The following is a 22,142-nucleotide window of genomic DNA, read 5'->3' as shown; positions in this document are numbered from 1 at the left end:
TGCCGGGGCCTCTTTCAGGCAGCGCGGTTTTGGGCGCGATCGGCTTGGGCTTTCTGCAGGTAGTCGCGCAGCACCTGCTGTTCGGCGGGGCTGGTGAACAGGCCGAGCTTGGTGCGGCGCCAGAGGATATCGTCGGCGCTGGTGGCCCACTCTTCACGGCAGAGGTAGTCCACTTCGCGGCCGAACAGGCCACCGCCGATCGATTGGCCGAGGTCCTCGGGGCCGTTCACACCTTCCAGTAGGCGCCATACCCGGCTGCCATACGTCACGGCCCAGCGCTTGGCGATATCAACCGGCAACCAGCCATGGCTGGCCAGTACGTTATCGACCAATGCCTGCGCACTGGTCATGTTTTCGCCGCCGGGCAATGGCGCGCTGGCGGTCCAGCTGCCACGCATCTGGGTGAAGAACGGTTGGAGTTCGCCCATCGCCGACTCGGCCAGCTTGCGGTAGGTGGTCAACTTGCCGCCGAACACCGACAGCAGTGGCGCCTGGCCTTCCTCGGCAGACAATGCCAGGGTGTAATCGCGGGTGACCGCAGAAGGGTTGTCTGATTCGTCGTTGCACAGCGGGCGCACGCCGGAATAGGTGTGCAGGATATCGCTACGGCTGAGCTGATGATTGAAATGTTCGTTGACCACCTTGAGCAAGTAATCGGTTTCGCCTTCGGTGATCGCTACGTTGGCTGGGTCGCCGCTGTATTCGCGGTCGGTGGTACCGATCAGGGTGAAACGCTCCAGGTACGGAATGCAGAAGACGATGCGCTGGTCTTCGTTCTGCAGGATGTAGGCATGTTCGCCTTCGTACAGGCGCGGCACGATCAGGTGGCTGCCCTGGATCAGGCGAATGCCATACGGCGCGTCGAGCTTGAGATCATCCTTGATGAAAGTGGCGACCCAAGGGCCGGCTGCGTTGACCAGCGCACGGGCGCGAATGCTCTGTTGGCTGCCGTCGGCATGCTGCAGTTCAACCTGCCACAGGCCGTCTACACGCTCGGCGCGCAGGCAACGGGTTTGAGTGTGGATGTGCGCACCGGTCTCGCGAGCGGCCATGGCGTTGAGCACTACCAGGCGGGCGTCGTCAACGGCGCAGTCGGCGTATTCGAAACCGCGGGTGATCGCAGGCTTAAGCGGGTAACCCGGGCCAAAGTGCAGGCTGCGCGAGGCGCCCAGGCGCTTGCGCTTGCCCAGGTGGTCATACAGGAACAGGCCGGCGCGGATCATCCAGGCCGGGCGCAGGTGCGGGCGGTGCGGCAGCACGAAACGCATGGGCTTGACGATGTGCGGGGCCTTGGCCAGCAGCACTTCACGCTCGGCCAATGCTTCGCGAACCAGGCGGAACTCGTAATGCTCCAGGTAGCGCAGGCCACCGTGGATCAGCTTGCTGCTGGCCGACGAGGTGTGCTGGGCCAGGTCGTCCTTTTCGCAAAGGAATACCTTCAGGCCACGACCAGCGGCGTCGGCAGCGATGCCCACGCCATTGATGCCACCGCCAATCACGGCGAGGTCATAGCAGTCGGCGAGTGGGGGCTGGGACGAAACGGGCTGGGACACGGGCAAGGCCTCCTGGGGCTGTTCACATCGAATATGAACATTGATGTTCGTTTCCGAAAATATTAGCGCAACAGAAAGCCGGTCGCCAGTCAGTCTTTATAGAAAAAACTGATCATGACAATAAAGTGAACATTTACGAAAATGGCGGGTTGCTTGGCAGCCCGCATGCGGTTCACACCACCTCGAGGCGGATCTTGTACTGGTTGAGCAACTGGGTGAGGGTGGTCGTCGGCGCCTGGTCGGTTACCAGGCAATCGACCAGGCTGATCGAGCCCAGACGCACCATAGCGTTGCGCCCGAACTTGCTGGAGTCGGCGGCAAGGATCACTTGCCTGGCATTGGCGATGATGGCCTGAGACACCCGAACTTCCTGATAGTCGAAGTCGAGCAGGCTGCCGTCTTCATCGATGCCGCTGATGCCGACCAGGGCGAAGTCGACCTTGAACTGGTTGATGAAATCGACACTGGCCTGGCCGACCACCCCGCCATCGCGACGTACCGTGCCACCGGCCACCAGCACTTCGAAGTCATCCTTCGCGGCGAGGATTGCAGCCACATGCAGGTTATTGGTGATGACCTTCAGGTGGTTGTGATTGAGCAGTGCCCGGGCGATGGATTCGGTGGTGGTGCCAATGTTGATGAACACCGACGCATGGTCGGGAATCTGCCGGGCTACGGCTTCGGCGATGCGTTGCTTTTCGTCGCGCATCTGGTCGGCACGCATGGCGTAAGCGGTGTTTTCCACGCTCGAGTCGTAGGCCGCGCCACCGTGGTAGCGACGTAGCAAATTGAGTTCGGCCAGCTGGTTGATATCGCGGCGGATGGTTTGCGGTGTCACGACGAACAGCTGCGCCATTTCTTCGATACTGACGTAACCGCGCTCACGCACCAGTTCGAGGATTTGTTGTTGGCGGGGGGGCAGATTCATGGGGCGGTCCTTTGGGGCTGCCGGACAAATTCTGCAATGATGCCGTAGGACGCGGATGACGGCCAGTAGACGATTGGGGCCGCGTGGCGGCCCCGATAGGCATTACGCCTCGTGATCTTCCCAGTCACGGGTGCGCTCGACCGCTTTTTTCCAGCCGGCATACAGCTTCTCTTTCTGCGCTTCATCCAGCTGTGGGCTGAATTCGCGCTCGATGATGGCTTTATCTCGCAGCTCGTCCAGGCCACTCCAGAAGCCACAGGCCAGGCCAGCCAGATAGGCGGCGCCCAGCGCTGTGGTTTCGCGCATCTTCGGCCGCTCTACGCAGGTGCCAAGGATATCGGCCTGGAACTGCATGAGGAAGTTGTTGGCCACCGCGCCACCGTCCACACGCAGCTCGGACAGGCGCTGGCCGCAGTCCTGCTGCATGGCATCCAGCACGTCGCGGGTCTGGTAGGCGATCGACTCCAGTGCGGCGCGGATGATGTGGTCCACCTTCACGCCACGGGTCAGGCCGAACAGCGCGCCACGGGCATACGGGTCCCAGTACGGGGCACCCAGGCCTGTGAAGGCGGGCACCAGGTAGACGCCGTTGCTGTCCTTGACCTTGCTGGCGAAGTACTCGGTATCCAAAGCATCGTTGACGATTTTCAGTTCGTCACGCAGCCATTGCACGGTGGAACCACCGTTGAACACCGCACCCTCCAGTGCATAGGCCACCTCGCCACGCGGGCCGCAGGCGATGGTGGTGAGCAGGCCATGGGACGACGTTACCGCCTTGTCGCCGGTGTTCATCAGCAGGAAGCAGCCGGTGCCATAGGTGTTCTTGGCCTGGCCTGGCTCCACGCACATCTGGCCAAACAGTGCCGACTGCTGGTCGCCAGCGATACCGGCGATGGCGATGCCGCTCTTGGTGTGGCCGTACACTTCCGAGGACGGGCGCACCTCTGGCAGCATCTGGTGCGGGATGCCCAGGATCTCCAGCAGCTTTTCATCCCACTGCAGGCTGTGGATGTTGAACATCAGCGTGCGCGAGGCATTGGTGTAGTCGGTGACGTGTACCTTGCCGCCGGAGAACTTCCAGATCAGCCAGGTATCGATGGTGCCGAACAGCAGCTCGCCACGCTCGGCACGTTCACGCGCGCCTTCGACGTTGTCGAGGATCCATTTCAGCTTGGTGCCGGAGAAGTAGGGATCGGTGACCAGGCCGGTTGTTTCGCGAATGTAGTCTTCATGCCCGTCACGCTTGAGCTGGGCACAGATTTCGGTACTGCGGCGGCACTGCCAGACGATGGCGTTGTACACCGGGCGACCGGTTTCCTTGTCCCATACCACGGTGGTTTCGCGCTGGTTGGTGATGCCCAGTGCGGCGACCTGAGCATGGCTGATACCGGCCTGGGCCAAGGCTTCGACCATGGTCGCGCTTTGCGTGGCGAAGATCTCCATCGGGTCGTGCTCGACCCAGCCCGCCTGCGGGTAATGCTGGGCGAATTCACGCTGGGAGGTACCCACCACATTGGCGTCGCGGTCGAAAATGATCGCCCGCGAACTGGTGGTGCCCTGGTCCAGGGCGATGATGTAGTTCTTATCCTGGGTGTCTGTCATGGTCGTAGGCCTTGCAAAAATAGGGGGTCAGGGCTGGGCGTGATGCCGGCATCAACTGGCTTGAGTATCGCCCTGGCGGATGTCATTTGTCTCAGGGTTCGCGGCAGGTGCCGTTGGCAAGTTGCGGGCGATAAGGCTGCGATAGGTCGCGCCACCCACGCAGGCGCCAAGGATCGGTGCGAACACCGGAACCAGGAAATAAGGAATATCCCGCCCGCCAGTGAAGGCGATTTCGCCCCAGCCGGCCAGGAAGGTCATGAGTTTTGGCCCGAAGTCGCGGGCCGGGTTCATCGCAAAGCCGGTCAAGGGGCCCATGGCACTGCCGATCACGGCAATCAGCAGGCCGATCAGCAGCGGTGCCATGGCGCCGCGTGGCAGGCCGTTGTTGTCGTCGGTCAGGGCCATGATCACAGCCATCAGGATGGCGGTGATCACCACTTCCACCAGAAATGCCTGGCCGGTGGACAGCGACGGGTGTGGGTAGGTGGAGAACACCGAGGCCAGCTCCAGGCTGGCTTCGCTACCGCGCAACATGGCGTGGGCCTGTTCGAAATCGAAGAACAGGTTGCTGTACAGGGTATACACCAGCGCTGCGCCACAGAACGCGCCGCACACCTGGGCCAGCATGTAGAAGGGCAGCTTGCGCTTGTCGAAACCGGCAAACAGGGTGAGGGCGATGCTCACGGCCGGGTTCAGGTGCGCGCCGGAAATGCCGGCGGTGAGGTAGATCGCCATGCTCACGCCGACGCCCCAGATGATACTGATTTCCCATAGGCCGAAGCTGGCGCCGGCGACCTTGAGGGCGGCAACGCAGCCGGTACCGAAAAAGATCAACAGGGCGGTGCCGAGGAACTCGGCCAGGCATTGGCTGGACAGCGTGGGTTGGCGTAGAGCAGTCGTCATGTATGACCTCGTTTTTTTTGTTGTGAGGCGCGTGGCGCTCGACAGCAAAGCCCGGTGTCTATCCCCATTGACCCCGGGCAGATGTAGGAAATGCACCTTATAAGTGCACCATTTATTCAAAAGCGAAAAAATATAGACAAGAAACGCTGATGTCAAAGGTCGAAAGTGAACGACCAGTCACGATATGGCCGCTAGAATCAGCTGCGGATCCCCGTGCTAGAGGCGCCCAATTGCGGTGCGCTGGCTGGGATGTGGGAATTGTCCTAAAGTAGCCGCCGAGCCGTCCAAGACCGGAGCCCCTGCATGACCCCCGCCCTAGACCTGTTGAAGAAGCACCGTGCCGAGCACCGCGTGCACAGTTATGAGCATGACCCGAAGTCGGCGTCGTATGGCCTGGAGGCAGCGGAAAAGCTCGGGCTTGACCCGCAACAAGTGTTCAAGACCTTGTTGGCGAGCAGCGAGAAGGGTGAATTGTTGGTGGCGGTGGTCCCTGTGGTGGGCACTTTGGACCTGAAGGCCCTCGCCCATGCTGCCGGGGTAAAGAAGTGCGAAATGGCCGACCCCGCGGCGGCGCAGCGTGCCACAGGTTATCTGGTCGGCGGGATCAGCCCGTTGGGGCAGAAGAAACGTCTGCGGACGTTCATTGATGATTCAGCGCAGAACTTTGCAACCATCCATGTCAGTGCTGGACGGCGTGGGCTGGAAGTGGAGTTGGCTGCAGCGGTGTTGGCCGAGCATACCCAGGGCAAGTTTGCCGGGATCGGTCGAGGCTGAGACTTCCGGGGCCGCAAAGCGGCCCCAAGTATCTAAAGTCAGGTCGCCGAACTGTACCGACGGACCCCGTTCTCCTGGCGCGGCAATTGCGCCGCCACACTGCCCGGCACCGGGAACAACACCAGGTGATCGGCCTTCACCGCAATCCCCACATCTCCACCCACCTGATGGTCGACATGGCTGGGGAAAATCGCTTCCAGCTGGCTGCCGGTCGGCAATTGCAGGCGATACAAGGTCGATGCCCCCAGGAAGCTCTTGCCGACGATAACCGCCCTCAGCGGGCTGTCCGGCGCATACACGATATCGTCCGGCCGCAGCAGCACGTCCACCGAACTGCCCGGCGCCATGATGTACGCACGGTTGCCGCGCAGTTCACCCAGCTCGGTATTGACGGCCTCGTGGCTGCTCATCTGCCCACGGATGAAGTACCCCTGGCCAATGAAGCTGGCCACGAACGGCGTCTGCGGTTCGTGATAAAGGTTGTAGGGCGTGTCCCACTGCTCCAGGCGGCCTTCCTTGAACACACCGACGTGATCGCTGACGGCAAAGGCTTCTTCCTGGTCATGGGTCACCAGGATGGCGCTGGTGCCACGGCTCTTGAGAATATCGCGAACCTCATGGCTCAGGCGCCGGCGCAACTCCACGTCAAGGTTGGAGAATGGCTCGTCGAGCAGCAGCAACTGCGGTTCTGGCGCCAGCGCGCGGGCCAGGGCGACCCGTTGCTGCTGGCCGCCAGACAGCTCATGCGGGTAACGCCCGCCCAGGCCGCCCAGCTTGACCAGTTCCAGCATCTCTTCGATGACGGCGGCCTGGCGTGGGTGCTTGGCGATGCCAAAGGCAATGTTCTGCGCCACGGTCAGGTGCGGGAACAGCGCGTAGTCCTGGAACACCATGCCGATGCGGCGCTTTTCCGGGGCCAGGGTGAAGCCGGCGCGGGAAATGACGTCGCCGGCCAGCTGGATTTCACCGTCATGCACCGGCTCGAAGCCGGCAATGGCGCGCAGGGTGGTGGTTTTGCCACAACCGGATGAACCCAGCAGGCAACCGATATCGCCTGCGTTCAGGTGCAGGTTGAGGTTCTGGACGATGCGCTGGTCGCCATAGCCGCAGGCGAGGTTGCGCAGGTTGAGCAGTAGGGGTTGACTCATGCGTGGTGGTAAGCCGGTTCTACAAGGAATTCGAGAAGCGCCTTCTGTGCATGCAGGCGGTTTTCAGCCTCGTCCCAGGCGACCGAGCGAGGGTCGTCGAGCAGGTCCTGGCTGATTTCCTCGCCACGGTGGGCGGGCAGGCAGTGCATGAAGAGGACATCGGGTGCCGCCAGGTCGAGCAGTTCGCGGGTGACCTGGTAAGGCGCGAAATGCGCCAGGCGCCGCGCAGTTTCCTCCTCCTGGCCCATGGAAGTCCAGACATCGGTGACCACAAGGTGTGCGCCACGTACGGCTTCCTTGGCGTCACGGATGATCTGCACGCGGTCACCGCCCAGCGCCATGAAGCGTTCATCCGGCTCATAGCCTTCGGGGCAGGCGATACGCAGCTTGAAATCGAACTGCCGGGCAGCCTCGATATAAGAGTTGCACATGTTGAAGCCATCGCCGATCCAGGTCACGGTCTTGCCCTGGATCGAGCCGCGGTGTTCCAGGAAGGTCTGCATGTCGGCCAGCAGCTGGCACGGGTGCGACTCGTCGGACAGGCCGTTGATGACCGGTACGCGCGATTTGGCGGCGAATTCGGTCAGGGTACTGTGTGCGTGGGTACGGATCATCACCACGTCGACCATGCTCGACAGCACGATGGCGCTGTCGCCGATCGGCTCGCCACGGCCCAGCTGGGTATCGCGCGGCGACAGGAAGATGGCCTGGCCGCCGAGCTGGATCATGCCGGCTTCGAACGACACCCGGGTGCGGGTCGAGGACTTCTCGAAGATCATGCCCAATACGCGGTTCTTCAGGGGCTCGAACAGCACGCCTCGCTTGCGCAGGTCCTTCAGCTCGATGCCGCGGCGGATCACCCCGAGCAATTCGTCGGTGGTGAAGTCCAGCAGGGAGAGAAAGTGCCTAGCGCTCATGATTGACTACCTTATCTGCAACGGTATGCAGGTCGACCGTATGGTTTTTTTTGACAACGGGAGTGACCTGCGGCGTAAGCCGCACGGGGCGGACGAAATAGGGAAAGGCGCAATACTATAAGTAAATGTCGCCTCAAGCCAAGGGGGGAAACAGCGGTCTGTTCGAAAGGATGTTGCAAAGGGTGTCTTTACCCGCGGGCCGGTGCTGTTTTTTATTTACTACACAGGGTTGTACACGGCTTGCTGGCAATTTGGCAAATGGCTGTCGCGAATCGTGCGCCTGATGTCGGTGGATTCACACGGCGAAGGGCGCTGGCCCGGGGGAGGGGCCGGGCGCATAGTCACTGTTCGACAACAACAAGGCAGAGGCGGCCATGACTAAGACCCTGCACCACCGTGCCTGTCACCTGTGCGAAGCGATCTGCGGGTTGAACATCGAAGTCAGCCACGAAGACGATGGGCGGGCGCTGATCAGCTCAATCAAAGGCGACCCCGAAGACCCTTTCAGCCGTGGCCATGTCTGCCCCAAGGCTGTGGCTCTGCAAGACATCCAGACCGACCCCGACCGCCTGCGCCAGCCGCACAAGCGGGTGGGGCAGCGCTGGGAGGCCATTGGCTGGGACGAGGCCTTTGCCCTGGCCGCCGACAAGCTGTGGGTGATCCAGCAGGCGCACGGGCGCAATGCCGTGGCGGTGTACCAGGGTAACCCGAGCGTGCACAACTATGGCCTGATGACCCACAGCAACTACTTCCTTGGCTTGCTCAAGACGCGCAACCGTTTCTCGGCCACGTCGGTGGACCAGTTGCCACATCATCTGGTCAGCCACCTGATGTATGGCCATGGTCTGCTGCTGCCGATCCCGGATATCGACCAGACCCGCTTCATGCTGATTCTCGGCGGCAATCCGTTGGCCTCGAACGGCAGCATCATGACCGTGCCCGATGTAGAGAAGCGCCTGAAGGCCTTGCGCGCGCGGGGAGGGCGTCTGGTAGTGGTGGACCCGCGGCGCAGCGAGACGGCGGCCATGGCCGATACCCATCTGTTCATTCGCCCGGGTGGCGATGCGGCCTTTTTGTGCGGCTTGCTCAACACCCTGTTCGAAGAGGGCCTGGCGCAGGGCTCGCACTTGCCGGTCAACGGCCTGCAACAAGTGCGCGAAGCACTCGCGCCGCTCAGTGCCGAGGCCATGAGCGTGCATTGTGGTATTGCCGCGTCGGACATCCGCCAGCTGGCACGGGATTTCGCCGCTGCAGGCAAGGCCGTGTGTTATGGGCGCATGGGTGTCTCTACCCAAGCCTTCGGTACACTCTGCCATTGGCTGGTGCAACTGATCAACCTGGTGACCGGCAACCTCGATCGTGAAGGTGGCGCGTTGTGTACGGAGCCTGCCGTCGATCTGGTGGCGACCACCTCGGGTGGCCATTTCAACGCCTGGCAAAGCCGGGTATCGGGCTTGCCCGAGTACGGTGGCGAGTTGCCCGTGGCGGCCCTGGCCGAAGAGATGTTGACACCAGGCGAAGGGCAGGTTCGCGCGCTGGTGACAGTGGCCGGCAACCCCGTGCTATCCACCCCTAACGGCCGCCAGCTGGATGCAGCGCTGGAGGGGCTTGAGTTCATGCTCAGCCTCGACCTCTACATCAACGAAACCACCCGGCATGCCGACCTGATCCTGCCTTCCACCAGCGCGCTGGAAAACGACCACTACGACAGCACCTTCAACCTGCTGGCCGTGCGCAACGTCACCCGCTTCAATCGGGCGATCCTGGCCAAGCCGGAAGGGGCGCTGCACGACTGGGAAATCTTCGTCGGCCTGGCGCGGGCATTCGCCAGGCGCGCCGAGCTTGAATTGAAACCAACCGTGGCGCCTGCGCAGATGATCGACCTGGCCTTGCGCAAAGGGCGCTATGGCGACGCAACACCGTGGCGGTTATCCCTGGCAACACTGGATGAGCACCCGCACGGCCTTGATCTAGGGCCTTTACGCAGGAACCTCGCGGCACGCCTGGCGACGGTCAGCAAGGCTGTTGAAGCTGCACCTCAGGTATTGCTGGACGACCTGAGTCGCCTCGTACAACTGGCGCCCCCTGTAGCGGGTGAACTGCTGCTGATCGGCCGCCGCCATGTGCGCAGCAACAATTCATGGATGCACAACTTCCATCGCCTGGTGAAAGGCAAGCCACGCCATCAGTTGTTGATGCACCCGCAAGACCTGCAAGCGCGGCACCTGCAGGACGGCCAGCGGGTGCGTATCCGTTCGCGTACGGGTGATCTGGAAATCGAGGTGCAGGCCTGCGAAGACATGATGCCGGGTGTGGTCAGCCTGCCCCATGGCTTCGGCCATGGCCGCCAGGGCGTACACATGCAGATCGCCCAGGCACAACCCGGCGTGAGTGCCAATGACCTTACCGACGAGCGCTTTCGGGACGCGGTTTCCGGCAACGCTGCACTCAATGGCGTGCCCGTGCAGGTAGAGGCCGCATGAGCAATGGTAAGGCCGAGCACGCCGCTCGGCTTTCCGTTACAATGCGTCACCGTGCCGACGACCGCGTCGGAAAGTTCAGCTGAGGTGCTAGATGGATATCATCGATACGATCAAAGAGCAGATTGCCAACAACACCATTCTGCTTTACATGAAAGGCTCGCCGAATGCCCCGCAGTGCGGGTTCTCGGCCAAGGCATCGCAGGCTGTGATGGGTTGTGGCGAGAAGTTCGCCTACGTCGACATCCTGCAGAACCCGGAAATCCGCGCCAACCTGCCAAAGTACGCCAACTGGCCGACCTTCCCACAGCTGTGGGTAGCCGGTGAGCTGGTTGGCGGCAGCGACATCATGCTGGAAATGTTCGAGAAGGGTGAGTTGCAGACCCTGATCAAGGAAGCGGCTGCCAAGGCCAAGGCGTCCGAAGCCTGATTTTCCGGCAAGCATAAAAAAACCCGCGGATCGCGGGTTTTTTTATGCGGTGAAGAATTACTCTTCGCCCATTTGCGACTGCAGGTAATTCTCGATAGTGATCTTGTCGATCAGACCCAGTTGGGTTTCCAGCCAGTCGATGTGCTCTTCCTCGGACTCGAGAATATCTTCAAGCATGTCACGCGAGCCGAAGTCGCCAGCCGTTTCGCAATGCGCAATGGCCGCCTTCAGGTCTACCAAGGCTTTCTTCTCGAGCTTCAGATCACACTCGAGCATTTCCTTGGTGTGCTCGCCGATCATCAGCTTGCCCAGGTCCTGAACGTTCGGGATACCTTCGAGGAAGAGAATACGCTTGATCAGTTTGTCAGCGTCTTTCATCGCGTGGATGGATTCCTTGTACTCGAGCTTGCCGAGTTTGTTCAGGCCCCAATCTTCGTACATGCGTGCGTGCAGGAAGTACTGGTTGATCGCGACCAGCTCGTTTCCGAGGATCTTGTTGAGATGCTGGATGACGCTTACGTCGCCTTTCATTGCGGGTTCCTGCCCTGAAGAAGTGTGCCAATACAGTGAAGTTTGAGCCCGATACTTAGGAGTGTCAAACCTAAGTTATTGAATAATAAGTGAAAATTAATAGGAATAAGAATGTTTGTGAACCGCGTTGCGGCGCTAACTTATTGAATTGCAGGCATAAAAAAACCGGACACAGGGTCCGGTTCTTTGAATTCTGGGGTTTCAGGCTGCGGTAAATTCTACGGGGTAGGGCAGGGCTGCCTGGCTCACCTGAAGCTCTGCCAGGGTCTCACGGACCACCTGCTTGGCCAGGCAGGCGCATTTGCCACACTGGCTTGCGACATTGGTCGCGGCTCGCACTTCCTTGTAACTGCAGCATCCTTCATAGATCGCATCGCGGATCTGTCCGTCGGTAACGCCGACACAAAGACACACATACATAAGGGCTGACCATCGCGGGTTGAGTCGATGGGTTGGAGCTTAATGTTAATGAGAATGCTTGTCAAAGGACTTTCTGGAAGGGCCGTGCTTGAGCGACCGGCGGTTGGCTGCCTGATGGATTCGGCCTGTCATCAGAAGCCGTGTATGATGGTCGGCCTTTGTTGGATGTCGGGCAAGCCCGTCTGGCCCGGCAAACGGTTTTTCACCCTCATCAGGAGATTACAATGAGCGTACTCGTTGGTAAGAAAGCCCCCGATTTCACCGTTCCGGCCGTGCTGGGCAATGGCGAGATCGTCGACAGCTTCAACCTGGCTTCGGCCATCAAGGGCAAGTACGGCCTGGTGTTCTTCTACCCGCTGGACTTCACCTTTGTCTGCCCGTCCGAGCTGATCGCCCTGGACAACCGCATCCCGGACTTCCAGGCCCGTAACGTAGAAGTGATCGGCGTGTCGATCGACTCGCACTTCACCCACAACGCCTGGCGTAACACCCCGGTCAACAACGGCGGCATCGGCCAGGTGAAGTACACCCTGGCTGCCGACATGACTCACGAAATCTGCAAAGCCTACGACGTCGAGTCCGAAGGCGGCGTGGCTTTCCGTGGCGCCTTCCTGATCGACACCAACGGAGTTGTCCGTTCGCAGATCGTCAACGACCTGCCACTGGGCCGTAACATGGACGAGCTGCTGCGCCTGGTTGACGCCCTGCAGTTCCACGAGGAGCACGGCGAAGTCTGCCCTGCCAACTGGAAAAAAGGCGACAAAGGCATGAACGCTTCGCCAGAAGGCGTTGCTGCCTACCTGAGCGAGAACGCCGGCAAGCTGTAATTGCTGCGTGCATGAAAAAACCGGCCCTGGTGGCCGGTTTTTTTTGCTTCAAGTTTTAAGCTGCAAGCTTCAAGAAAAAACGAGCGCGTGCTGTCTGCCCTTTCTTGCTGCTTGAAGCTTGTGGCTTGCAGCTGCTTAGTCGTTGAAGTCGCGCCAGCCGCCCATTTCTTTCCAGCGGTTGACGATGCCGCAGAACAGCTCTGCCGTCTTCTCGGTGTCGTATCGCGCCGAGTGCGCTTCACGCCCGTCGAAGTCGATGTCCGCACTTTGGCAGGCGCGCGCCAGCACGGTCTGCCCATACGCCAGGCCCGCCAAGGTAGCGGTGTCAAAGCTGGAGAACGGGTGGAACGGGTTACGCTTCAGGTCGTTGCGCGCTACCGCTGCATTGAGGAAGCCCAGGTCGAAGCTGCTGTTATGGCCGACCAGGATCGCCCGCTTGCAGCCATTGGCCTTGAGCGCCTTGCGCACGCCACGGAAGATGTCGGTCAGCGCGCTTTCCTCGCTGACGGCCATGCGCAGCGGGTGGTCCAGCTTGATACCAGTGAACTCCAACGCCGCGGCTTCGATATTGGCACCCTCGAACGGCTCCACCCGGTGGAAGTAGGTGTGCTCGGGGAACAGGAAGCCTTTCTCGTCCATGCCGATGGTGACGGCGGCAATTTCCAGCAGGGCATCGGTGGCGCTGTTGAAACCACCGGTTTCCACATCCACCACGACCGGCAGGTAGCCACGGAAGCGCTCGGCCATCGGGTGGCGCGAACCGCTGCTGCCCTGGGAGTCCAGGTCGTCTTCGTAGAGGTCTTCGCTCACGCGTTGTCCTCCAGCAGGCGCCAACGCAGTTTTTCACCCGCGCGCAGCGGGATTACCGTCTGCTCGCCAAACGGCAGGCTGTCCGGGGCGGTCCACTCTTCGCGGACCAGGGTAATGGTGTCGGTGTTTGCAGGCAGGCCATAGAAAGCCGGACCGTGCAGGCTGGCAAAGCCTTCCAGCTTGTCCAGTGCGTTCCGTTGTTCGAACGCTTCGGCGTACATTTCGATGGCCGCATAGGCGGTGTAGCAACCGGCGCAACCGCAGGCGGCTTCCTTGGCGTGGCGGGCGTGAGGTGCCGAATCTGTGCCGAGGAAGAACTTCGGGTTGCCGCTGGTGGCCGCATCCAGCAGCGCCACCTGGTGGGTGTTGCGCTTGAGGATCGGCAGGCAGTAGAAGTGCGGGCGAATGCCGCCAACCAGCATGTGGTTGCGGTTGTACAGCAGGTGCTGGGCGGTGATGGTCGCGCCAACGTTGGCCGGGGCCTCGGTGACGAACTGCGCGGCATCGCCGGTGGTGATGTGTTCGAACACCACTTTCAACGTAGGGAAGCGCTCGACCAGACGGCGCATATGCTCGTCGATGAAGCGCTTCTCGCGGTCGAACACGTCGATTTCGCTACGGGTCACTTCGCCATGCACCAGCAGGGGCATGCCAACTTCCGCCAGTGCCTCGATGGCCGGAAAGATGTTGTCGATGCTGGTTACGCCCGAGTCGGAGTTGGTGGTGGCGCCGGCCGGGTACAGTTTGGCAGCGTACACGATGCCGCTGGCCTTGGCCGCGCGGACGTCCTCGGGGCTGGTACGGTCGGTGAGGTACAGCACCATCAGCGGCTCGAAGCGGCTACCGGCCGGGCGCGCGGCAAGGATGCGCTCACGGTAGGCGCCAGCCTCGGCGGCATTGCGCACCGGGGGAACCAGGTTTGGCATGATGATGGCACGGGCGAAGGTGCGCGCCACGTCGCCAACGGTGTGGGGCAGGACGGCACCATCGCGCAGATGGATGTGCCAGTCGTCGGGGCGCAGGAGGGTCAGGCGATCGGACATTGGGGATTCCAGGCGGGTCGAACTCAAGCCCCAATGCTACCGGAAAACCCTGGGTCGAGCACGGCTATCAAGTTTTCCGGCCAGCGTCCGATAGCTTGCAGGTAAGCCGTCAGAATTTGTGGAGCCGCCCGTGCGCCAGCGTTACCTAGCCCTGTTGACCCTGTTCGCCTGCCTACCGGCCGGTGCACTGACTTTCCAGACGCGCATGGAGAACATCGCCTGGAAGGTCGAGGGTGACCAGTTCGAGTGCCGCCTGATCCAGCCGATCGAAGGTTTCGGCAGTGGTGAGTTCGTGCGCCGTGCAGGTGAGCAGCCGGTGTTCCAGTTGCGCTCGGACATCAACGTACTGGGTGCAGGCACCGCCAGCCTGCTGGCGGCCGCGGCCCCATGGCAACCCGGGCGTGGCGACATCAACCTGGGCAGTGTGCGCATGGCCCGTACCGGTGTGCTGTTCAGCTCCTCCCAAGGCCAGGCCAGCCGCCTGATCAATGGCCTGCTCGACGGGCGCAGCACGGTGGTGCGCAACTATGCCGGTGAGGCGGGCAGGCCGATGGAGGTGCGGGTGTTGCCGGTCAGCTTTGCCAAGGCTTACAGCGACTATCAGGCCTGCGCGGGCAAGCTGCTTGCGATGAACTACGACCAGGTGCGTCAGACTCAGGTGGGCTTCCCGGGGGGCGGCATTGAACTGGATGAAGCCGCCAAGGCGCGTCTGGACCTGATCCTTGACTACTTGAAAGCCGACCCGACGGTTAACCACATCGAGCTCGACGGCCATTCGGACAATAGCGGCAACCGCCTGACCAACCGCGACCTGTCGCGCCGTCGGGCATTGTCGGTGGCTGATTACTTCAAGGCCCATGGCTTGAAGGAAGAGCAGATCATCGTGCGCTTCCATGGTGAGCAGTACCCGGTGGCGAAAAACAACAGCCCTGCCAACCGGGCGCGCAACCGGCGAGTGAATATCGAACTGGACCGGGTTGCGGTGGTTGAGAAGCCGGTGGAGAAACCCGCCGAAAAAGCCCCTGAGCCAACGGCTCCTGCGCCAGCGGCTAAGTAAACCGCATTCTTTTCTTACGGCCTCCTCAAACGTTGGGAGCCTGCGCAGTCCCTGTGGGAGCGGGCAAGCCCGCGAAGCAGTAGATGGCACCGGCTGCGCCGGTGTTCGCGGCGGTTCGGCGCCCCGACAAGCCCGCTCCCACAGGTTCGGCGTCATGCTCAGTGGCGCCGTCGCCCTTCCGACAGTTCCTGTCGCTTTGTCGTCAGAAGCTGTCGCCCCACTGTAATTTTATCTGCAAGGCCGTTAGAATCGATCCCTTTCCGTACAACCCCGTGGAGTGATGGCATGGCGGACGTAAAAAAGGTCGTACTGGCGTATTCCGGCGGCCTTGATACTTCGGTGATTCTCAAGTGGCTGCAGGATACCTACAACTGCGAAGTGGTGACCTTCACCGCTGACCTGGGTCAGGGCGAAGAGGTCGAGCCGGCCCGTGCCAAGGCTCAGGCAATGGGCGTTAAAGAGATCTACATCGACGACCTGCGCGAAGAGTTCGTGCGTGATTTCGTGTTCCCGATGTTCCGCGCCAACACCGTCTACGAAGGCGAGTACCTGCTGGGTACTTCCATCGCCCGTCCGCTGATCGCCAAGCGCCTGATCGAAATCGCCAACGAAACCGGTGCTGACGCCATTTCCCACGGCGCCACCGGCAAAGGTAACGATCAGGTTCGTTTCGAGCTGGGTGCCTATGCCCTCAAGCCTGGCGTCAAGGTCATCGCCCCGTGGCGTGAGTGGGACCTGCTGTCCCGCGAGAAGCTGATGGACTACGCCGAAAAGCACGGCATCCCGATCGAGCGCCACGGCAAGAAGAAGTCGCCGTACTCGATGGACGCCAACCTGCTGCACATCTCCTACGAAGGCGGTGTCCTGGAAGATACCTGGACCGAGCACGAAGAAGACATGTGGAAATGGAGCGTCTCGCCTGAGAGCGCCCCGGACCAGGCGACCTACATCGAGCTGACCTACCGCAACGGCGACATCGTTGCCATTGACGGCGTCGAGAAAACCCCGGCCACCGTCCTGGCCGACCTGAACCGTATCGGTGGTGCCAACGGCATCGGCCGCCTCGACATCGTGGAAAACCGTTACGTCGGCATGAAGTCGCGTGGCTGCTACGAGACCCCTGGCGGCACCATCATGCTCAAGGCGCACCGTGCCATCGAGTCGATCACCCTGGACCGCGAAGTCGCTCACCTGAAAGATGAGCTGATGCCGAAGTACGCCAGCCTGATCTACACCGGCTACTGGTGGAGCCCTGAGCGTCTGATGCTGCAGCAGATGATCGACGCTTCCCAGGTCAACGTGAACGGCGTCGTGCGCCTGAAGCTGTACAAGGGCAACGTTACCGTGGTTGGCCGCAAGTCGGACGATTCGCTGTTCGATGCCAACATCGCGACCTTCGAGGAAGATGGCGGCGCCTACAACCAGGCCGATGCCGCAGGCTTCATCAAGTTGAACGCACTGCGCATGCGCATTGCCGCCAACAAGGGCCGTTCGATGCTCTGATTGCGCGCTCGTGCAATGAAAACCCCGGCTTAAGCCGGGGTTTTTTTTGCGTGCAGAAAAGTCAGGGCATTGAACTGTGTTGGCTCACAACATCGCCCTCGAGCGCACTGATCGACAGCTGCGCACATTGACGTTTGTCCAGGTTGCAAAAGCGCCATATTCGGGGCGGCACGGGCGGTTGGGCAAGTGCATGCAGGAGTTGTTGTTCCATCATGCGATAGGCGTCGGGGCCGGAAAACATGAACGTGACAGGCCCGCCTTGCGCCGCCTCAGGGGCATCACTGATGACACTGCTCAGAGCTGGGGTTTTGTCGAGTGCCATCTTATTTGGTGGCGGGCTGTAGAACGACTTGTAATTGAAGTTGAGCGTGAGAAAAAACAGTGCCGTCAGAAAGAACGGAAAGCCTACCAGGAACCAGGTGTAAAGCTTTTGGCTGGACTCGCTGAGAAAAGGCAGTGTGGCAAGGGCGGAGGCTTCGATAATCCCCGCAAAGATGGCAATGATCGTCAGCGGGGCAACAGGTTGTGCTTGGGTCATGTCGGCCATCTCCAGCGGTTTTGCCCATCATTACCTTACTGCGATACTCAACTAAAGACTGGATTGTTTTCCCGGTGAGGAATAATCGACATAAAGCCACTCGGCTTTGTTTTTTCAGCGCGTTTGAGTTGGACGTTTCGCCAGCAGATGTTCAGTTTTCAACTGGTGCGTTTTTGCAGGCGGGTGATACCGTTGTTTTGGTACTAAGGAACGCGTTTGTTACAACCTTGGTCTTGAAGTGTAGGAAATTTCTGTAAGTGTTGTAAGTTTTGTCTGTCCATGAGTTTCGTCAGTAAATCGCCGCGCCAGCAAGCGTCCTGTCGGTTATCGTGGCGTGCCAAAGCAAAACAATGAATGAATGGATATCGCATGAATAAAGTGCTTATCGTGGATGATCATCCGGTCATACGCCTGGCCGTACGCATGCTGATGGAGCGGCATGGGTATGACGTCGTGGCGGAGACCGATAATGGGGTGGCTGCGCTGCAGCTTACTCGGCAACACCTGCCGGATATCGTGGTGCTGGATATCGGGATCCCGAAACTGGATGGCCTGGAGGTGATCGCCCGCATGACGACGTTCAGCCCGGCTAGCAAGGTCCTGGTGCTGACATCGCAGGCCCCGGGCAACTTCTCGATGCGTTGCATGCAGGCGGGCGCTGCGGGATACGTGTGCAAGCAGCAGGAACTTACCGAGTTGTTAAGCGCCATCAAGGCAGTGTTGTCGGGTTACAGCTACTTCCCCAACCAGGCCTTGCATGCGTCACGTGGCAGGGGGGCGGGAAGCGAGGTGGACATGGTCAATCGCCTCTCCGCGCGTGAAATGACGGTGCTGCAACAACTGGCGCGAGGGCGTTCGAACAAGGAGATTGCCGACAGCATGTACCTCAGCAACAAGACGGTCAGTACCTACAAGTCGCGGCTGCTGCTCAAGCTCAATGCACGGTCGCTGGTCGACCTGATCGAGTTGGCGCAGCGGCAAGGACTGAACTGACTGCCAAGCCTTGAAGCCTCCAGTCAGGAGGCTTTGCCAAGGCTACAGGTCTGGCTTTACAGGTCGTAGTCGAAATCGGCCAACTGCTTTTGCAGGCGCCGTTCTTCCAGCATGTTATCGATGGTGCGGCGTTTGCTCAGGTTGGTCTTTGCTGTTTCCACCTGAGGCTCCGCGTCGTCGTCTGCGGCAACAAAATCATCTTCGATCGACAGGTCGTCTTTATCGGTACTCATGAGTCGCTCCAAGCCAAGGGGCCATTGGCCGTCCTTATAACCAGAAAGCAGACGCCGGTAAAAAAGATTTTTTCAATCGTGGTGAGGGGTTTCCAGCTATTGCCTCAATCGTCGGAGGTTTTGTGCTTGTACTCGCACAAATCTTCGATCCTGCAACTGCCGCACCTTGGCTTGCGCGCCTGGCATACGTAGCGCCCGTGCAGGATCAGCCAGTGGTGGGCATCGAGCAGGTAATCTTTTGGCACGAACTTGACCAGTTTCTTTTCCACTTCCAGCACCGTTTTGCCAGGCGCAATACCCGTGCGGTTACTCACCCGGAAGATGTGGGTGTCCACCGCCATGGTCGGTTGGCGGAACGCTGTGTTGAGCACCACGTTGGCGGTCTTGCGGCCCACACCGGGCAACGCCTCCAAGGCTTCGCGGGTTTGTGGCACCTGGCTGCCGTGGCGTTCGATCAGCAGCCGGCAGGCCTCTATGACATTCTTGGCCTTGCTGTTGTATAGCCCGATGGTCTTGATGTACTCGCTAAGGCCTTCAACGCCCAAGGCATAGATGGCCTCGGGCGTATTGGCGACGGGGAACAGGCGGGCAGTGGCCTTGTTGACGCCGACGTCGGTGGATTGCGCGGACAGTGTCACGGCGACCAGCAGCTCGAACGGGGTGGTGTAGGCCAGTTCTGTCTTCGGGTCTGGGTTGTCTTCGTGCAGCCTGCGAAAAATCTCCAGGCGTTTGGCGGCATTCATGAAATCAAAGCTTTCCTTGACGACGTGGGTGGGCAGGGCCCGGACGCAAGCGATTGTACAAGGCCAGCAGCAGTCCGAGCAGTAGCAGGGCGCCCGGGGCCAGGCTGGCCACGTGCAGGTTGGCAACGTTGGCCAGCCATTGGCGGCTGGCGCCGAGCACCAGGCAGAGGGCAAATACCGCACAGAAATACCCGGCGAGCATGCGCCAGCGGCCTTGATCGGGCAGCAGATGATCGCAGGCCAGGCACTGCAGGCACAGCAGGGCAGGATAATGGCCCAGGGCAAGTGCCAAAGGCAGCGACCCTGCGCGCAAGGCCATTTGCAGGCAACTGGCCAAGGCTGCCAGCATCAGCAGGCTGGCTGGCACATAGGCCCAGCTGGCCAGGCGCTGGCGCAGCGGTGTCAGCAAAAGCTGATGCAGGCTGCCCATCACGACTGCGCACAGGCCAATGGCGATGCCCTCATGCAGCGTTCGGGTCGCACCCAGCAGGGGTGTCAGGCTTACGGCCAGCAGGCAAAACCTATTCATGTGCCGCACCCTCCAGCAGTGCGCTGCGCTGCTCATCGAAATAGCTCAGCGCCTCTTGCAGCGCGGTGATCACCGCCCGTGAAGTCACGGTCGCGCCGGCCAGTTGGTCAAAGTCACCCTGGTCCCGCTTCAGCGCCCAATGGTCGCCCTGATGGCGGTTGTCGAACTGCCCCAGCCAGTGCAACTGCGGGTCGCCCAGGCGTGCGCCCAGGCCGGGGCTTTCCTGTTGCTCCATGACCTGGCTGCCGATCAGGCGGCCATCTGTGGCGATGGCTACGCTCAGTACGATGGGTCCGGCATAACCTTGGGTTTGAGTGACCAGGACGATCGCGCTTGGTTTGCCTGCCATCGTGGCACGGTAAGCCGCCAGGATGCGGCTGTTGGGCCGCTGCGCCTCGGGCTTCGCGAGCGAGCTGTCCAACGGTTGGTTGTCATAACTGCCCTCGGGCAGCACGGCCAGCCGTTGACGGCTTTGCAGTTGCTTCTCGGCACCGGTGATGGCTGGGCCGGTCAAGTGCCGCCATGCCAGCGTGGCGGACACTGCCAATACCCCAATCAGCACCAGCAGGCTCACATCATGCGTCAGGCGTTTCATCGGGCGGCCTGTTGGGGCTTTGCCGCAAGGCGTTCAAGCGTTGGTGCCATGAGGTTCATCAGCAGGACGGCGAACGCGGTGCCATCCGGGTAGCTGCCCCAGGTGCGAATCAGGTAGATGAGTAGCCCGGCACCCAGGCCGAAGTACAGCCTGGCCCGTTCGTTCCTGGGCCCCGACACCGGCTCGGTGGCAATGAAAAAGGCTGCCAGCATGGTCGAGCCGGAGAACAGGTGCAGCAAGGGTGAGCCGTTGGAGTCCGACCCAGAGCCGTTCCAGCCCAGCAGGCTGAACACGAACAGCCCTGTCAGCAGGCCCAGTGGTGCATGCCAGCTGATCACCTTGCGCTGCAACAGGAACAGGCCGCCGAGCAGGAATGCCAGGTTGACCCATTCGCTGCCGCGCCCGCCGATGTTGCCGAAGCCTGGATGGCTGGCGAACAGCTCCTCGATGGTCAGGCTGCGGTTGTGGCGCAGGCCGTCGAGCAACGTCGGCCGGGCCCAGGCGTCGATCTGTTCGCCTGCGGTGAATACCTGCTGCAAACTGTCGAACAGGCCTGGGGGTTGCCCCGGCCAATGGTTCATCTGCAAGGGGAAGCTCAGCAGCACGAAGGCATAACCGACCATGGCCGGGTTGAACGGATTGCGTCCGACGCCGCCAAAGGCCTGTTTGCCGAAACCGATGGCAACGCTTGCCGCGACCACCGGCAACCACCACGGGGCCAGGGTGGGCAGGGCGGCCGCCAGCAGCACGGCGGTTACCAGTGCGCTGCCGTCGCCTAGCGCCGTGCTCAGCGGTTGGCCGCGCAACGCCAGCAGCACAGCTTCGCACAGCAATGCGGCGGTGGCACTTAGCAACAGGTTCAGCAGCATGCCCCAGCCATGCAACCACAACAACGCCAGCAGGCCAGGCAAACAGGCCAGCAGGACCAGGCCCATACTCGTGCGCAGTCGCGGATCGGGCTGGCTGATCATTGTCCGAACATACCGTTAAAGCCAGAAAATGCCATGGCCATCACCCCGGCGCCGATCAACTCGAGCGGCAGGCCGCGCAGTGCGCCGGGGATATCGGCATGGGCACTGCGCTGGCGCAAGTCGGCGAACAACACCAGTGCCAGCCAGAAGCCGCCGCCCGCCAGTAAACCTTGCAGCAGCGTCGAGGGCCAGGCGCTGTCATCGCCTGCCTGCTGCAGGGCGAGCCCCAGCACTGCGGCATTGCTCGACAGCAGCGCTGGCAACCCGACTACGGGCCAGGCCGGGCGCCACTTGCCCAGCAGCCACGGCAAGCCCCAGGCGAGCAGTGCCAGCCAGTGCAATAACAGGAACAGGGCAAGGTCGGGGATGTGCAGCGGGGCAAGTACCCCCCGCATCAGCAAGTGTGCGCCGATCGTGCCCAAGGCAATGCAAAGAGCGCAGGCCAGGCCATGCACATGCAGGTTCAGCCGGGGGATTGGCTGCTGCAACAGGCACAGGTGATTGACCAGCGCGGCGCCGATCAGGACCAGAAGGTAATCGCTCATGAGATGACGATAGCCGGGAATGCGGGTGATTGTCCGGTAATCAAGGCGCAGAAGAAACTGCCCCGGCAC

At 61.2% G+C, this 22,142-nt stretch carries 24 protein-coding genes; 7 read left to right on the top strand and 17 right to left on the bottom strand.

What is annotated here, in order from left to right; all coding sequences use genetic code 11:
* Positions 1–14: 14 nt before the first annotated feature.
* From glpD to ACF8MI_RS12090, 4 genes are all read right to left on the bottom strand, one after another.
* On the bottom strand, positions 15–1,553 hold the full coding sequence (gene glpD, locus ACF8MI_RS12105; protein ID WP_060497895.1) for a glycerol-3-phosphate dehydrogenase: 1,539 nt from the start codon (positions 1,551–1,553) through the stop codon (positions 15–17).
* A gap of 172 nt (positions 1,554–1,725) precedes the next feature.
* Positions 1,726–2,481, bottom strand: coding sequence for a DNA-binding transcriptional repressor GlpR (gene glpR, locus ACF8MI_RS12100; RefSeq protein WP_016713733.1), 756 nt, complete (start codon positions 2,479–2,481; stop codon positions 1,726–1,728).
* A gap of 102 nt (positions 2,482–2,583) precedes the next feature.
* Complete coding sequence (gene glpK, locus ACF8MI_RS12095; protein WP_060497894.1) at positions 2,584–4,083, bottom strand: glycerol kinase GlpK; 1,500 nt, start codon at positions 4,081–4,083, stop codon at positions 2,584–2,586.
* A 51-nt stretch (positions 4,084–4,134) separates the two neighbouring features.
* Entirely contained in the window at positions 4,135–4,986 is an 852-nt protein-coding gene (locus ACF8MI_RS12090; protein ID WP_200929139.1) for an MIP/aquaporin family protein, read from the bottom strand.
* Positions 4,987–5,289: 303 nt separating this feature from the next.
* On the opposite strand from ACF8MI_RS12090, the gene ybaK reads away from it, so the two are divergent.
* Positions 5,290–5,760, top strand: coding sequence for a Cys-tRNA(Pro) deacylase (gene ybaK / locus ACF8MI_RS12085; protein WP_016488787.1), 471 nt, complete (start codon positions 5,290–5,292; stop codon positions 5,758–5,760).
* Positions 5,761–5,798: 38 nt separating this feature from the next.
* Here ybaK and ACF8MI_RS12080 read toward each other — a convergent pair whose 3' ends face one another.
* On the bottom strand, positions 5,799–6,908 hold the full coding sequence (locus ACF8MI_RS12080) for an ABC transporter ATP-binding protein (protein WP_060497892.1): 1,110 nt from the start codon (positions 6,906–6,908) through the stop codon (positions 5,799–5,801).
* On the bottom strand, positions 6,905–7,825 hold the full coding sequence (argF, locus tag ACF8MI_RS12075) for an ornithine carbamoyltransferase (RefSeq protein WP_060497891.1): 921 nt from the start codon (positions 7,823–7,825) through the stop codon (positions 6,905–6,907). Before argF ends, ACF8MI_RS12080 begins: the two co-directional genes overlap by 4 nt.
* 374 nt (positions 7,826–8,199) lie before the next feature.
* On the opposite strand from argF, the gene ACF8MI_RS12070 reads away from it, so the two are divergent.
* Complete coding sequence (locus ACF8MI_RS12070; protein WP_156867755.1) at positions 8,200–10,308, top strand: molybdopterin oxidoreductase family protein; 2,109 nt, start codon at positions 8,200–8,202, stop codon at positions 10,306–10,308.
* A gap of 91 nt (positions 10,309–10,399) precedes the next feature.
* Positions 10,400–10,735, top strand: a complete 336-nt coding sequence (gene grxD / locus ACF8MI_RS12065) for a Grx4 family monothiol glutaredoxin (RefSeq protein WP_016713741.1) — start codon at positions 10,400–10,402, stop codon at positions 10,733–10,735.
* A gap of 57 nt (positions 10,736–10,792) precedes the next feature.
* Here grxD and bfr read toward each other — a convergent pair whose 3' ends face one another.
* Both bfr and ACF8MI_RS12055 read right to left on the bottom strand, forming a co-directional pair.
* A complete protein-coding gene (gene bfr / locus ACF8MI_RS12060; RefSeq protein ID WP_060497889.1) occupies positions 10,793–11,266 on the bottom strand; it encodes a bacterioferritin in 474 nt (157 codons plus the stop codon).
* Positions 11,267–11,467: 201 nt separating this feature from the next.
* Complete coding sequence (locus ACF8MI_RS12055) at positions 11,468–11,686, bottom strand: bacterioferritin-associated ferredoxin (RefSeq protein WP_060497888.1); 219 nt, start codon at positions 11,684–11,686, stop codon at positions 11,468–11,470.
* A gap of 224 nt (positions 11,687–11,910) precedes the next feature.
* Here ACF8MI_RS12055 and ACF8MI_RS12050 point away from each other — a divergent pair, with 224 nt between their 5' ends.
* Positions 11,911–12,513: a peroxiredoxin gene (locus tag ACF8MI_RS12050; protein WP_003254945.1), complete on the top strand. Its 603-nt coding sequence runs from the start codon at positions 11,911–11,913 to the stop codon at positions 12,511–12,513.
* Positions 12,514–12,648: 135 nt separating this feature from the next.
* Here the strand turns inward: ACF8MI_RS12050 and rnt are convergent, their stop codons facing one another.
* Entirely contained in the window at positions 12,649–13,260 is a 612-nt protein-coding gene (gene rnt, locus ACF8MI_RS12045; protein ID WP_225917480.1) for a ribonuclease T, read from the bottom strand.
* A 59-nt stretch (positions 13,261–13,319) separates the two neighbouring features.
* Positions 13,320–14,366, bottom strand: a complete 1,047-nt coding sequence (pyrC, locus tag ACF8MI_RS12040) for a dihydroorotase (RefSeq protein WP_016713746.1) — start codon at positions 14,364–14,366, stop codon at positions 13,320–13,322.
* A gap of 130 nt (positions 14,367–14,496) precedes the next feature.
* Between pyrC and ACF8MI_RS12035 the strand changes: the two genes are divergently transcribed.
* The gene (locus ACF8MI_RS12035; protein WP_200929140.1) at positions 14,497–15,423 is read left to right on the top strand and encodes an OmpA family protein; all 927 of its coding nucleotides are present in this window, start codon (positions 14,497–14,499) and stop codon (positions 15,421–15,423) included.
* A gap of 285 nt (positions 15,424–15,708) precedes the next feature.
* Positions 15,709–16,926 (top strand): argininosuccinate synthase, encoded by a 1,218-nt coding sequence (locus ACF8MI_RS12030; RefSeq protein WP_060497886.1) that lies wholly within the window; start codon positions 15,709–15,711, stop codon positions 16,924–16,926.
* A gap of 61 nt (positions 16,927–16,987) precedes the next feature.
* Here ACF8MI_RS12030 and ACF8MI_RS12025 read toward each other — a convergent pair whose 3' ends face one another.
* Positions 16,988–17,464, bottom strand: a complete 477-nt coding sequence (locus ACF8MI_RS12025) for a hypothetical protein (protein WP_060497876.1) — start codon at positions 17,462–17,464, stop codon at positions 16,988–16,990.
* A gap of 369 nt (positions 17,465–17,833) precedes the next feature.
* Between ACF8MI_RS12025 and ACF8MI_RS12020 the strand changes: the two genes are divergently transcribed.
* On the top strand, positions 17,834–18,457 hold the full coding sequence (locus ACF8MI_RS12020) for a response regulator transcription factor (protein ID WP_019096559.1): 624 nt from the start codon (positions 17,834–17,836) through the stop codon (positions 18,455–18,457).
* Positions 18,458–18,513: 56 nt separating this feature from the next.
* Here ACF8MI_RS12020 and ACF8MI_RS12015 read toward each other — a convergent pair whose 3' ends face one another.
* The 6 genes from ACF8MI_RS12015 to ACF8MI_RS11990 all read right to left on the bottom strand — a co-directional run bounded on the left by ACF8MI_RS12015 (position 18,514) and on the right by ACF8MI_RS11990 (position 22,073).
* A complete protein-coding gene (locus ACF8MI_RS12015) occupies positions 18,514–18,690 on the bottom strand; it encodes a PA3496 family putative envelope integrity protein (protein ID WP_012273877.1) in 177 nt (58 codons plus the stop codon).
* Positions 18,691–18,794: 104 nt separating this feature from the next.
* Positions 18,795–19,433, bottom strand: coding sequence for an endonuclease III (nth, locus tag ACF8MI_RS12010; RefSeq protein ID WP_009684568.1), 639 nt, complete (start codon positions 19,431–19,433; stop codon positions 18,795–18,797).
* Between the two features lie 4 nt (positions 19,434–19,437).
* Positions 19,438–19,962 (bottom strand): Rnf-Nqr domain containing protein, encoded by a 525-nt coding sequence (locus ACF8MI_RS12005; RefSeq protein ID WP_104833322.1) that lies wholly within the window; start codon positions 19,960–19,962, stop codon positions 19,438–19,440.
* A complete protein-coding gene (locus ACF8MI_RS12000) occupies positions 19,955–20,557 on the bottom strand; it encodes an RnfABCDGE type electron transport complex subunit G (protein ID WP_104833321.1) in 603 nt (200 codons plus the stop codon). The genes ACF8MI_RS12005 and ACF8MI_RS12000 overlap by 8 nt, the downstream gene beginning before the upstream one ends.
* Complete coding sequence (locus ACF8MI_RS11995; protein WP_104833320.1) at positions 20,554–21,528, bottom strand: RnfABCDGE type electron transport complex subunit D; 975 nt, start codon at positions 21,526–21,528, stop codon at positions 20,554–20,556. Before ACF8MI_RS11995 ends, ACF8MI_RS12000 begins: the two co-directional genes overlap by 4 nt.
* Complete coding sequence (locus ACF8MI_RS11990) at positions 21,525–22,073, bottom strand: Rnf-Nqr domain containing protein (protein WP_060497872.1); 549 nt, start codon at positions 22,071–22,073, stop codon at positions 21,525–21,527. Before ACF8MI_RS11990 ends, ACF8MI_RS11995 begins: the two co-directional genes overlap by 4 nt.
* Positions 22,074–22,142 lie beyond the last annotated feature (69 nt).

This window comes from Pseudomonas sp. yb_9 (assembly GCF_043103635.1).
GTDB classification, from domain to species: Bacteria; Pseudomonadota; Gammaproteobacteria; order Pseudomonadales; family Pseudomonadaceae; genus Aquipseudomonas; species Aquipseudomonas monteilii.
Note: the sequence above shows the minus strand (reverse complement) of the source record. Positions and strands in the feature narration are given on the sequence as shown.

Bases quoted from the DNA above. Each gene is read 5' to 3' on its own strand.
- glpR (WP_016713733.1), bottom strand. From the start codon at position 2,481: ATGAATCTGCCCCCCCGCCAACAACAAATCCTCGAACTGGTGCGTGAG.
- ACF8MI_RS12070 (WP_156867755.1), top strand. From the start codon at position 8,200: ATGACTAAGACCCTGCACCACCGTGCCTGTCACCTGTGCGAAGCGATC.
- ACF8MI_RS12020 (WP_019096559.1), top strand. From the start codon at position 17,834: ATGAATAAAGTGCTTATCGTGGATGATCATCCGGTCATACGCCTGGCC.
- ACF8MI_RS12025 (WP_060497876.1), bottom strand. From the start codon at position 17,464: ATGACCCAAGCACAACCTGTTGCCCCGCTGACGATCATTGCCATCTTT.
- pyrC (WP_016713746.1), bottom strand. From the start codon at position 14,366: ATGTCCGATCGCCTGACCCTCCTGCGCCCCGACGACTGGCACATCCAT.
- argF (WP_060497891.1), bottom strand. From the start codon at position 7,825: ATGAGCGCTAGGCACTTTCTCTCCCTGCTGGACTTCACCACCGACGAA.
- ACF8MI_RS11995 (WP_104833320.1), bottom strand. From the start codon at position 21,528: ATGATCAGCCAGCCCGATCCGCGACTGCGCACGAGTATGGGCCTGGTC.
- ACF8MI_RS11990 (WP_060497872.1), bottom strand. From the start codon at position 22,073: ATGAGCGATTACCTTCTGGTCCTGATCGGCGCCGCGCTGGTCAATCAC.
- ACF8MI_RS12090 (WP_200929139.1), bottom strand. From the start codon at position 4,986: ATGACGACTGCTCTACGCCAACCCACGCTGTCCAGCCAATGCCTGGCC.
- rnt (WP_225917480.1), bottom strand. From the start codon at position 13,260: ATGGCCGAGCGCTTCCGTGGCTACCTGCCGGTCGTGGTGGATGTGGAA.
- ACF8MI_RS12015 (WP_012273877.1), bottom strand. From the start codon at position 18,690: ATGAGTACCGATAAAGACGACCTGTCGATCGAAGATGATTTTGTTGCC.
- nth (WP_009684568.1), bottom strand. From the start codon at position 19,433: ATGAATGCCGCCAAACGCCTGGAGATTTTTCGCAGGCTGCACGAAGAC.
- ACF8MI_RS12000 (WP_104833321.1), bottom strand. From the start codon at position 20,557: ATGAAACGCCTGACGCATGATGTGAGCCTGCTGGTGCTGATTGGGGTA.
- glpK (WP_060497894.1), bottom strand. From the start codon at position 4,083: ATGACAGACACCCAGGATAAGAACTACATCATCGCCCTGGACCAGGGC.
- bfr (WP_060497889.1), bottom strand. From the start codon at position 11,266: ATGAAAGGCGACGTAAGCGTCATCCAGCATCTCAACAAGATCCTCGGA.
- ACF8MI_RS12055 (WP_060497888.1), bottom strand. From the start codon at position 11,686: ATGTATGTGTGTCTTTGTGTCGGCGTTACCGACGGACAGATCCGCGAT.
- ACF8MI_RS12080 (WP_060497892.1), bottom strand. From the start codon at position 6,908: ATGAGTCAACCCCTACTGCTCAACCTGCGCAACCTCGCCTGCGGCTAT.
- grxD (WP_016713741.1), top strand. From the start codon at position 10,400: ATGGATATCATCGATACGATCAAAGAGCAGATTGCCAACAACACCATT.
- ybaK (WP_016488787.1), top strand. From the start codon at position 5,290: ATGACCCCCGCCCTAGACCTGTTGAAGAAGCACCGTGCCGAGCACCGC.
- ACF8MI_RS12030 (WP_060497886.1), top strand. From the start codon at position 15,709: ATGGCGGACGTAAAAAAGGTCGTACTGGCGTATTCCGGCGGCCTTGAT.
- ACF8MI_RS12005 (WP_104833322.1), bottom strand. From the start codon at position 19,962: ATGAATAGGTTTTGCCTGCTGGCCGTAAGCCTGACACCCCTGCTGGGT.
- ACF8MI_RS12050 (WP_003254945.1), top strand. From the start codon at position 11,911: ATGAGCGTACTCGTTGGTAAGAAAGCCCCCGATTTCACCGTTCCGGCC.